Below are 11990 nucleotides of genomic sequence, written 5' to 3'. Positions count from 1 at the left end.
ATTTCATCCTTTTTGGTGAATAACAATATGTCTTTCTTGCTCTATCATAGCCATAGCATTCATAAATTCTAATACTCTTGCATCACCAAAAATCTGATCCGTAGTTTTATCGTTAATAGTTAGTCCGGCATCTTTACTTTTTACATCAACTACTAAAGATTCACCGTCTTTTAATTCAGAATTTTTACTAAAAGCTTCTATTGCCCTAAAGCCGTATTGCTTTATTATTGAAGATTGTTTCCCTAGATTTAAAGCAAATTCCTTAGAATCTTCTATTTTATTAAGCACCGGTATAATAGCATTATTAGTATAATTCACAAAATTATTTATAAACGCATTTGGATCCGATAATTTTATTACACTTTCTAGATTTAGAATATTCTCTAAATTAGGCATATCAATATCAATAGCAAAATTAAAATCATCCATCACAAGGTTAGTTTTACCTGATAATTTTTTTGCTTCAGGATCAAACTCACCTTTTAAATTAAATTCGGAATTATTTATTTTTGCAAAAACTCCCATTACTTTTTCTCCGTCTTCTTGAGTAATAGGGCTAGTTAGTTTAAAAATTTTATCTAACTCGGCTCTTTTGTTTAAACCATTACTAAAGTAGCTTCCTAAAGCTTCAACTGCCGTTTTTTGGTATGTTTCAGAAGGTTCTTTAGTAGATTTAATATTTAAAGCAAAATCAAAGATTTTATCTTTTTCTATATTTAATTTATATAAATTACTTTCTACTTTTCCTTTTCTTTCAATATCGCAAGAGAATAAAAACGGTTTACCTTTTACTAATTCTCCTAATATCTGCATAAAAATAACAGCGTGCATATTTTCATCTTGCTTTTGATTTAGAGAAAAGTTTTGAATTAATAATTTTCCAAGAGCTAATAGCTCATCACTATATTTAAGCTTTAATTTAGCATTATAAGTAGTTGGTACATTTAATACCTCCAACTTTGCTAAATCATATTCAAATGAGTTAAGGCTAAAATCCTCTCCTATTTTGTTTCTTAAAAACTTTAAAATCTTATCAGGTAAATTTTTACTATAGTTTTCAGAAATAAAAGAAACGTTATCTTTCCCGTCTATAGTCAACAAATTAAGATTGTCTGTGGTTTTAGTATTAGTAATTACAGAATTACCACTATCACTCTCTTCTAATTTTTCTGAATCCCTAGAACTATATAGAGTTGATTTACTATCATTCATGCTTAATTTCCAATAACTTGGCTCTCTATTAAATAAAGATTTTCTAAACCAAATTGTTGTATGATGATCCGGAGAATATAAAATATCTTCTTCATCTTGAGCGGTAGTAATTTTTACGTCATTTCCGTAAGAGTCAATTTTTGTAATATTTAAAAACGGTATATGCTTAATAACCACTTCATCATGATAAAAATCTATAGGTTTTAGCATTACTTTATTCAAAGTAACACTAAAACAATATTTATTAACTTTCATTGAATCATAAGTTATATATTCCCCATATTCGTCAAGAATAGAGATAATATTCTCTTTACTTTGATGTTCAAATTTATAAGCAGCATATCCCCATCCCACTAAGATTAGAGCTATAAAACTTATTATAATAAATCGTATTTTCATCTTTTTTACTGTAAAAAATTATTAAAAATCAAGAATGTTGTTCCTGTGTGGATACCAAATCGTCATTGCGAGGAAATTTACAATAGTAAATTGACGAAGCAATCTCGGGACGAATTCCTGAGATTGCCAAGCTCACTAACGTTCGCTCGCAATGACGATGAAACAAAACCGGTATGACATCGGAGTGTTTTTCAAGTCCAAAATATCATATATCGCTTAAAAAATATATTTATTTTTCTTTTAAACGATCAGCTATTAGCTGATATGACTCAAAAGCTTTATTCGGCTCGTTTTCAAGCAATTCAAATCCTAATTTTTCATTACTGTTAATATGCCACAACCTACAATTATCCGGACTAATTTCATCAGTTAACATAATGATTGATTCTTCACCGTTAAACACACGCCCAAATTCTAATTTACACTCAACAAGACGAATCCCGACACCGATAAATAAGCCGCTTAAAAAATCATATATACGCAAAGCTTGCTCTTTTACCGCTTTAATTTCATCCCTAGTTAACCAGCCGAAATTTAATATTTGATACTCATTAACTATTGGATATTTAAATTCACGACTTCGGACCTTAAAATCAATGATCGGTTTATCAAATACATACCCTTCGTCCATACCGAACTCTTTTACAAATCTACCGCATGCTACCGATGATATTATTACTTGTACCGGAAAAACCTCAACATATTGAATTAATTGCTCCCTCATATTTATTTTTTCAATAAAATGATTTTCAATGCCGTTCATTTCCAGTTTATCCATTAGAAAGGAAGAAATATTATTATTAAGTACCCCTTTACCTGAGACCTCAATATTTTCACCGCTTTCTAAGCTAACATTATCGGAAAAGGCCATTATAAGTAAAAAATCTTCTTTGGCGGAATATAAAATTTTACTTGAACCTTTGTAAAGTTGTGTTTTCATTTGCTATTTTCTCAAAATTCATTTTCCTCGTCATTGCTAAGAATGCTTGCTTGCGTGGGCCGATTTTCCGTCATTGCGAGAAGAATTACGTAGTAATTCGACGAAGCAATCTCAGGAGTTTGTTATCATGAGATTGCCACGTCGCTTCGCTCCTCGCAATGACGATTAGATATCAACGCGAGAACGAGATTAAAATCCCTGAAGATCATTCGGACCGATAATTGCCGATGTAGTAATACCACTAAATATTTTATTTGCCGTATTAATAATGTCATCGGCTTTTATATTCGTAATAATTTCCATAATCTCTTCAGGAGAAATATATTTACCGAAAGCTGCATAATTTTTACCGATTTCTTCTGATTTATAAGCTACTTTTTCTTGTGCCATCAACAAATTACTTCGTAGTTGTGTTTTAGCTCTAATCATCTCTTCTTCATTAACTTTCTCAGTCATCTTGGTTATTTCGGTTTTAAGCTCTTTATATAATAACTCCAATTTATCATGTGCGGTACTTGCATAAATAGTAAATACACCACTATCAGAATATGTACTATTATAACTACCCACTGCATATGCAAGACCTAATTTTTCACGAATATGCTGGAATAAACGTGAAGACATACCACCTCCGAATATTATAGCAAGTAACTGGGTTCGGTAAAGCCTTTCTAAGTTAATATAAGGCGTTCCTTCAAAACCCATTATCAAAGTAGTCTGCTCCAAATCCTTATTGATAAAGCTATTACCTCCTATATATTTTGCAGGAAGAAAATTACTTTTTTCTCCTTGCTTTAAAGAGGAAAACAATCGCTCTGCACTACTTACTATTTTATCGTGTTCAACATTACCGGCAACCGATAAATACAGATTTCCAGCGTTATAATGTTTATCTATAAAACTCAAAAAATGCTCTTTAGTAAAACTAGATAATGTTTTGCTTGTTCCAAGAATCGGTTTACCGAGCGGTTGATCCTTATAAACACTGCTATAAAACTTCTCATATATTAAATCATCAGGATTATCTTGGCTATGTGCTATTTCCTGTAATATTACCTGATATTCCTTTGCTATCTCTTCTTCAGCAAAGATAGAATTTTGTATTATATCGCCAAGTATATTAAGTGCTTTATCACAATTTTCGGATAATACTCGTGCATAATATATTGTTTTTTCATGACCTGTATAAGCGTTAAAATGACCGCCTATCTCATCAAATTCTTCGGCTATTTGTTTTGCCGTTCTTGTTGTAGTACCTTTAAAAGCCATATGCTCAAGAAAATGAGAAATACCCTCTTCTTCAGGATTTTCATAACGGCTTCCGACTTTAACAATTAAATTTATTGCTACCGAATTAACATAAGGCATATTATAGGTTAAAATTGTCAAACCGTTTTTTAATTTACTAACATTAAAATTTTCTTTCATAATTTATTTATTTTTATTTTCTAAATCGTCATTGCGAGAAGAATTACATAGTAATTCGACGAAGCAATCTCAGGAGTTTGTTATTATTTCATGAGATTGCCACGCTCCTTATCAGTCGCGTAGCTCATGACGTTTTTTGATTTAAGCGACGCCTCCCTTAACTTAGCAAGCCTTAGAAATCTTGCAAAAGCAAAAATTATTGAATCTACAAAACCGTCAAAACCAAATACAAAATAGCGTCTGATAAAAAACGCTTTAAAAAACCACCATATCATTTCAGTTGTTAAACGAAAATTTGAAAGCTTTTTTCCTTGCTTAACTAAATCTTTTGCTTGCTCACTAGAATAAAAATTTGCTTTAGTTACCAACTGCTCAATTGAAGTACCCGAATAATGATAAGCAGCTTCATTTAATAGATACACTTTATCTGCAAAATCAACATCTTTGTTAAATACCACCGAGTCATGAGTAGTACTATTTAAGGTATTTGCAAAGCTTGCAAATTTTTTATTATACAACCGAATACATTTATTAAATGGAGCAAACATTCGTGGCTTTCGGTCGTTACGATGCATTATTAGCAGCTTTATTTGATAAGCTAAATAACGATCTTGATTATGAGAGGCAAAAATATACTCTATTTCGTCTTGTAACTCTTTAGATAACTCCTCATCGGCATCAATATTAAGAATCCAATCATTGACGCAAAGGCTTTCGGCAAAAGATTTCTGCCCTACATAACCAAGCCACGGCTTTACTATTACCTTTGCTCCTAATTTTTCAGCTATTTCTACTGTATCATCAGTACTTTCGCTATCGACTACTATCACTTCACTCGCAATATTTTTTACGCTATTTATAGCTCGTGCTATTCTTGCAGCTTCATTTTTGGTAATAATAAATGCTGAGATTTTTGTCATATATTTAGTCTATTGTTGCGTGGATACCAAATCGTCATTGCAAACGACTAAAAGGAGCGTGGTAATCTTGTCAAATATCCTGAGATTGCTTCGTCAAAACTTACAGTTTCTCCTCGCAATGACGATGACTATTTTAATTACTTACTTTACCCTATCATCTTAAACACCAACTTAACTATATAAGTTAAAAGTAGCGTAGATAATAATCCGCTGAGCCATAGAATAATAAACCATTGCCACCCTTTTAGACAAGAGGTTATTTTTTTAATATATCGGATGATGAGATGATTTGCCACGGAATATATAATAACAATAAAAAGTATAGCCAAGTATGACAGGTAGGAATATCCCAGCCCCTATCAACAGTAAAGACTGTGACTCCGGCGCTGCTGCTGCGGTTTCGAGCGTAACTTTATAAGGAACGATATATGGCCATATACTTATAGCAAGCCCTAAATATCCTAATAAAAATAACAAGATCGTATAAATAAACGGCTTTACTTCTTTTTTTTGCTTAACGGCTTTAATTAACTTAATAAATATTAAAGCCGTTACAATAGGTACAATCGATAAATAGTAAATATTAGGTACACTAAACCAACGATGATTTATGTGGTTATTTAAGAAAGGAACCCATAAGCTTACAAGTCCCATAAAAAGTGCAACGTAAAATAAAATATATAAAGCAGATTTATAAGCCCAATCTTGTGTTTTCTTTTCTGTTTTCAGAATAAGCCAAGTAGCACCCAAGAGTGCATAACCGAATATTAATGCTATCCCTGTCATAACGGAGAAAGGAGTAAGAAAATCAAAGCCCCCTCCTGCAAATTCTCGTCCTTCTATCTCTATTCCTTGGACAAACGTGCCAAGCATCAAACCTTGACAAAAAACAGCAAGCATAGAACCGAAATGAAAAGCATAGTCCCAAATATAACGATGACCTATATGAGCCTTAAAACGGAATTCAAAAGCTACACCACGAAATATTAGGCCAAGTAACATTAATATAATAGGAATATATAAGGCCGGCATTAATAAGGAATATGCGAGCGGAAAAGCTGCAAATAAACCACCGCCGCCAAGTACTAACCAAGTTTCGTTACCGTCCCAAAAAGGAGCAATAGAATTGATCATTTTATGACGGCAATCATCGGTAGGTGCAAACGGAAATAAGATTCCTACTCCTAAATCAAAACCGTCTAATAAAACATATAAACAAATAGCGGTAGCTATAAGCCCACCCCAAACAAGCGGTAAATCTATATAAGGTGCAAAATTTAACATAAGCTTATTACTTTTCTAATAATGGGTTATTCAAACCAATCTCTCCGTACGTTTCTTTATTATCTATCGCTTCTATCCCTTTCTTTATCAAATGCATTATATAATATATACCCGCTCCGAAAATGATCACATATACTACTACAAAAGCAATTAGAGAAATAAATACATATTTGCCGAGTACCGGTGATACCGTATCCACGGTTTTTAAAATATTATATACTATATAAGGTTGTCTACCTACCTCGGTTACGAACCAACCAGCAAGTACTGCAATAAAACCTGAAGGCGACATTAATATATACCAATATTGAAACCAATGCGTAGTATATAATCTTTTCTTCAAGTAAAGATATAACCCCGCAATACCTGTAAATACCATTAAGAAACCGATTCCTATCATAATACGGAAGCTAAAAAATACGACTAGCACCGGCGGACGCTCTTCTTTTGTCCATTCTTTTAATCCTTTCACTTCACCGTCTAAGCTATGCGTTAAGATTAAACTACTAGCATAAGGTATTTCTACAGCATATTTTGTTTTTTCTTCTTCCCCGTCAGGAAAGCCGATAAGATTAAAAGCTGCTCCTTTTTCCGTATTCCAAATACCTTCCATAGCCGAAACTTTAACCGGCTGATATTTAAGAGTATTTAAACCATGCAGATCACCGATAAATATTTGAATAGGTGCAACAATTAATGCCATTAACACCGCCATAAAAAGCATAATTTTAGCATGCTCTTTATAACGATTATTTAGTAAATAAAAGCTAGCTACACCCCCGATAACAAAAGAAGTAGTTAAATAAGCCGCCGTAATCATATGAAAAAAGCGATATGGGAAAGAAGGATTAAAGATAATTTCTAGCCAATTCAACGGATAAAAGAATCCTTCGCCTCGCAGTTCAAAACCAGCAGGCGTATGCATCCAGCTACTAGCTGCAAGTATCCAAAAAGCTGAGATTACAGTACCAACGGCAACTATTAACGTAGAAATAAAATGTACTTTTTTACTGACTTTATTAAAGCCGAATAACATTATACCTAAAAAAGAAGATTCGAGGAAAAAGGCAGTAAATACTTCAAAACCGAGAAGCGGACCGAGGACATTTCCAACCTTATCTGAAAAATTCGACCAGTTAGTACCGAATTGATAAGACATTACAACGCCCGAAACTACTCCCATACCGAAAGTAACGGCAAAGATCTTCACCCAAAATTTGTATATTTCTTGATAAACCGGCTTTTTTGTTTTTAACCATAATCCTTCAATTACCGCTAAAAAGCTTGCAAGCCCTATAGTAAAAGCAGGAAATATTATATGAAAACTTATGGTAAAGGCAAACTGAATCCTCGATAATAATACTTGATCAAATTCCATATTTAAGCTGCTGTTTTAAGATTCAACGTCATTGCGAGAAAAAATTGAAAATTTTGACGAAGCAATCTCAGGAGTTTCTTATTATTCATGAGATTGCCACGCAGCCTACGGCTTGCTCGCAATGACGATTTGGTATCACACGAGCAATGCCCGCTTGCAATGACGAAAAAACTGAAGTACACAATAACATCAATACAATATTTGATTTAATCATCCACCTTTGCTATTATTAAATTCTATCTGATTAGTTTTAACAAATTTTCCTTTTTCGGAGTTCCAATTATAATGAACATTTACTATTCTTACTTCTGTAACATTAATATCACCATTGGGCAATTGCGTTACATCATACCCTTTTCGGATAGAATCCGTAATTAATAAACTTGCTTGACAAATATATTTTACATCAAAGAACGGAGAATCGTCTTCCTTAGACTTTTCTTGTTCTTCTAAAAAATTATTAGATAATTCTTTTTCTTGCATTTCTAATGATTTTGAAGTTATTTTCTGAATTTTGTAGCATTATTTAAGGTAAGAAGCAAGGCTTGTTTATTATTTTTCCATAGATTTAATATTTTTAGGTATATTTTTGCAAAATAATTAAATTAAAATATGCTCCGAAATAACACGAATTAATATATTATTTTAAAATTGAGGTACATTATCGTGATAAAATACCCTACTTTATCTAAATCAACATTTAGCTTAGGTATTTATTTTTTAAAATTCGATAAAGTTAAAATTACTTTATTAACTGCGATCTGTATTTTATTCGGTATGATTCCGGCAATTGATAGTATATTACTTCAAAAAATCATTGATTTAATTGAATCTTTTGGCGATGAGAATGCTAATAACCTTTTATCTTCTATGATTTACTGGGCAGTATTTTATGCTCTTTGGTGGGAGAGTATTAATATAACATATCGTTCATATGATTATTTGTATCTAAAAACTATGCCCGTAATAAAAGGGAAAATATTAAATGAACTTTATAATTATACTCAATATCATAGCCATAAATTCTTTCAAGATAATCTAGCTGGACATATTAGTAATCGTATTACCGAAACTGCAAGGTCGTTTGAGATGATCATCTCGATATTCGGCGAAAAAATTCTTCGGAAGCTTGCTATTATTGTATTTGCATTAGTTGCTTTATATTCCGTACATTACGTTTTTGCTACGATATTTATTTTATGGATTACGGTTTTTTTAGGACTTAGCGTTCTTTTCTCGGATAAAATCAATAAATACTCATTAAATTATGCTAGAAGTCAGTCTTTTGTTGCAGGCAGTGTCGTAGATGCCATTAGCAACATTAATGCGGTTAGAATGTTTACAGCCCATAAATTTGAACGTCAACATCTAGAAACAAGAGTAGAAAATGCCGTGGCTGATGAGCAGACTATGCAATTCTTTATGTTCAAATTGCGTTATGCTCTTGGGACTTCTTGCTCAATAATGATTTTTATAATGATTTATTATTTATCTAAACTTCGTAGCGAATTATCTATAAGCATAGGTGATTGCGTATTAGTGCTAACATTATGTATAAATGTAGCAGACGATATTTGGGATTTAACGCAAGAAATAGGCGATATGTTCGAGCAGGTCGGAGCATTTAATCAAGGCTTATCCCTAATGGCACCGCATATTATAACTGATATTGAAAACGCTACTCCTTTAGATATCAAAGAAGGGGTTATTGAATTTAGAAATGTTACGTTTAATTATCATCATAATAATAATCTGTTTTATAACAAATCAGTGTTAATCCCAAGCCAGCAAAAAGTTGGATTAGTTGGATTTTCCGGTTCAGGGAAAACCACTTTTATTAGTTTACTCACTAGATTACATGATATAGAAGAAGGGATGATTTTAATAGATAATCAAAATATTAAAAACGTAACTCAAGATTCTCTAAGAAAAGCTATTAGCCTTATACCGCAAGAACCGGTACTATTTCATCGTACTATCTTGGAAAATATCAGATACGGAAAAAAAGAAGCAACTCTTGAGGAGGTTATAGAAGCAGCGAAATCTGCACATATTCATGATGTTATCGATAATCTACCGGATGGTTACGATACTATGTGCGGAGAGCGGGGCAATAATTTATCAGGCGGTCAGCGTCAAAGAATTATCATAGCAAGAGCCATCTTAAAAAATGCTCCTATTTTAATTCTTGATGAAGCAACAAGTAGCTTAGATAGCGAGACGGAAAGCCTGATTCAAGAGTCAATGGATTATTTAATGCAAAATAAAACCGTGATAGTTATCGCTCACAGATTATCTACTTTACTTAATATGGATAGGATTTTAGTTTTTGAAAAAGGTAGTATAATCGATGACGGTAGCCATGCAGAATTACTAAAAAATAGTAAGCTATATCAAAAATTATGGAACTCACAAGTGAAAGGATTGATAGTGTGAGGCAATTACTGTCATACCGTGGCTTGTCCACGGTATCCAGTAAAACAACTACAAATACTAATAATATTAGTATTTGTAACTGGATCCCGTGAATAAATCACGGGATGACACCGAAAAAAACTTTAAACTTAGGCAGCATGTTCCTCTATTTTTCCTGTTACGTCAACTTGAAACCCGTTTTTTTCCAGTAAGTCCATTATAGTATTATACTTTAGCTCATTATCAAATGTTATCGTACCTTCAACATCACCTTTAATAATATCTGCAGTTTTTACAAGGCATTGAAACTTCAAAGACGGTGCCAATTTATCTATCTTTTCTTTTAATTTTATTAGCGGTTGTTTTATAGAATCATCCGAATCCAATTGCACTTGTTTTGAAAATGTAATCAGCTCTGATAGATTTTTAATATACTCATTCTTAGAAACATTTTTAACAGGCCATATTTCTGATTTCCATTGAATGAATTCAGCTAAATCTTTCTTGTCAATATCCTTAATTGCTGTGTAATCATTCCGACGAAATGCGGATTCAAGAGTTAAAAGAGCTCTCAGAGGTTTATACATTATCTCCATGTCATAGAACCTTTGACAGTCAGGATCGAGCCCCTCCGGATTAGCTCCGTATTGTAAAAATACTTTCATCATTTTATTTTGCTTATCCTGCCCCTGATCACTGCTACTTAAAGATGTTAATGTTTCAAATACAGTCTTTGTACTACTTTTAAATTCCATATTAGCACCGTAAGCAAGCAACTTGGTTACTATAGCTATATCTTGGTTTCTGAAAGTAGCTTCTTCTAAACAAGAAAAAATTTGGTTTCCCATGTAATTAGGATTGGCCCCATTTTCAAGTAGAAATGCTACCATATCCAAGTGCCCTGCTTCTATAGCACTATATAAAGGTGGTTTATAATAATTATCACTAAAGTTTACATCCGCTCCTTTTTTAATTAAAAGCTCGGCTATCTCTTTCTGATGATTAATACACGCAAAATATAAAAGACACCCGCTATCACTCAATACGTAAGCTACTTTATTTGGAGCAATACTGAAAGCCGTTAACAAAGTATTAACTAAATCGTAATCACCTTGCTGAATTGCTTTAACTGTAAAATATTCGGGATTATTTGTTATTGTAGCTATATCGCAGTATACTTTATAATACGCATCACAAGTATTTTTATTTGGATCTTCAATAAAGACTTTAAATTTTGTAATAAAACTTTCTCTCAAAAATTCATGTTTTTTTATTTTAGCATTTAATGTGCTTTTCTCTTCTTCGGGTATTAAGTTATCATTTATTGCAGCTTTAGCTTTGGAATAATCCTCTATATTATCAAAGCCCATTTCTGCAGCTGCTTTACTCTCTTTTATCATCTTATAAAAACCAAAAATCGGATCTGCTCCTTTTTTAAGTAAACACTTAACCATTTCTTTATTCCGCGATAAAGCAGCTTCTAAAAAGGTGTTAGTTGGATATTGATTAAATTCTGTATTTGGATCCACTCTTAAACTTGTTAATAACGCTTCCACTAAATCAATATCATTATCCGCGATTGCACTATATATAACAGGTATCGGGTCCTTCGCCATTTTGCCAGTGAAATTATATGCTACTTTATAAGCTACCTTAAGTGGATTACTACTATAACTTAGATTATTAATTAAGGATTTTACTTCTTTAACAAAATTTTCTCTTAAAAATTCATATCTTTTTATTTCATCTATATTATTAAATCCCATAATTTGTTGTACTTCTATATCTTTACCGCTTAATATCTCATCAAACTTATTCTTAATTATATCATCGGTTATTTCTATTTTTTCTGCTTGTTTCTTCATAATTTTTCCCCTTGTTAGTAGGTTCTGTGAAGCTTTTTAAAAAGATTAAATTTTGGTTATTTTTTGCTGCAAATTATAAGATTTTTTTGAAATATGAATAACTATTCCTTCAAAAATCTTATTAATTTTCGCTAAAAAATACCTCAAAA

The 11990-nt window shown here is 32.2% G+C and carries 9 protein-coding genes; 1 reads left to right on the top strand and 8 read right to left on the bottom strand.

Annotated elements, in window-relative coordinates; genetic code table 11:
* Nucleotides 1–3 precede the first annotated feature (3 nt).
* From H6P87_RS01515 to H6P87_RS01485, 7 genes are all read right to left on the bottom strand, one after another.
* On the bottom strand, nucleotides 4–1611 hold the full coding sequence (locus H6P87_RS01515; protein ID WP_202069752.1) for a phosphoribosylaminoimidazolesuccinocarboxamide synthase: 1608 nt from the start codon (nucleotides 1609–1611) through the stop codon (nucleotides 4–6).
* 229 nt (nucleotides 1612–1840) lie between these two features.
* Entirely contained in the window at nucleotides 1841–2551 is a 711-nt protein-coding gene (locus tag H6P87_RS01510) for a phosphoribosylaminoimidazolesuccinocarboxamide synthase (protein WP_202069751.1), read from the bottom strand.
* A 189-nt stretch (nucleotides 2552–2740) separates the two neighbouring features.
* Nucleotides 2741–3979: a M16 family metallopeptidase gene (locus tag H6P87_RS01505; protein ID WP_202069750.1), complete on the bottom strand. Its 1239-nt coding sequence runs from the start codon at nucleotides 3977–3979 to the stop codon at nucleotides 2741–2743.
* 83 nt (nucleotides 3980–4062) lie between these two features.
* Entirely contained in the window at nucleotides 4063–4899 is an 837-nt protein-coding gene (locus H6P87_RS01500; protein WP_202069749.1) for a glycosyltransferase family 2 protein, read from the bottom strand.
* Nucleotides 4900–5163: 264 nt separating this feature from the next.
* Nucleotides 5164–6183 (bottom strand): cytochrome d ubiquinol oxidase subunit II, encoded by a 1020-nt coding sequence (gene cydB, locus H6P87_RS01495; protein WP_202069748.1) that lies wholly within the window; start codon nucleotides 6181–6183, stop codon nucleotides 5164–5166.
* 7 nt (nucleotides 6184–6190) lie between these two features.
* A complete protein-coding gene (locus tag H6P87_RS01490; protein WP_202069747.1) occupies nucleotides 6191–7561 on the bottom strand; it encodes a cytochrome ubiquinol oxidase subunit I in 1371 nt (456 codons plus the stop codon).
* A gap of 210 nt (nucleotides 7562–7771) precedes the next feature.
* Nucleotides 7772–8044 carry a DUF2671 domain-containing protein gene (locus H6P87_RS01485; RefSeq protein WP_010976947.1) on the bottom strand — a complete coding sequence of 91 codons (273 nt, stop codon included), beginning with the start codon at nucleotides 8042–8044 and terminating at the stop codon, nucleotides 7772–7774.
* A gap of 183 nt (nucleotides 8045–8227) precedes the next feature.
* Here H6P87_RS01485 and H6P87_RS01480 point away from each other — a divergent pair, with 183 nt between their 5' ends.
* Complete coding sequence (locus H6P87_RS01480) at nucleotides 8228–9997, top strand: ABC transporter ATP-binding protein (protein WP_202069746.1); 1770 nt, start codon at nucleotides 8228–8230, stop codon at nucleotides 9995–9997.
* 128 nt (nucleotides 9998–10125) lie between these two features.
* Here H6P87_RS01480 and H6P87_RS01475 read toward each other — a convergent pair whose 3' ends face one another.
* The gene (locus H6P87_RS01475) at nucleotides 10126–11841 is read right to left on the bottom strand and encodes an ankyrin repeat domain-containing protein (protein WP_246437995.1); all 1716 of its coding nucleotides are present in this window, start codon (nucleotides 11839–11841) and stop codon (nucleotides 10126–10128) included.
* Between the last annotated feature and the right edge of the window lie 149 nt (nucleotides 11842–11990).

Origin of the sequence: Rickettsia tillamookensis, assembly GCF_016743795.2 — a bacterium.
Lineage (GTDB): Bacteria > Pseudomonadota > Alphaproteobacteria > Rickettsiales > Rickettsiaceae > Rickettsia > Rickettsia tillamookensis.
The sequence above is the reverse complement of the archived record's forward strand: the minus strand, read 5'-3'. Positions and strand labels throughout refer to the sequence as shown.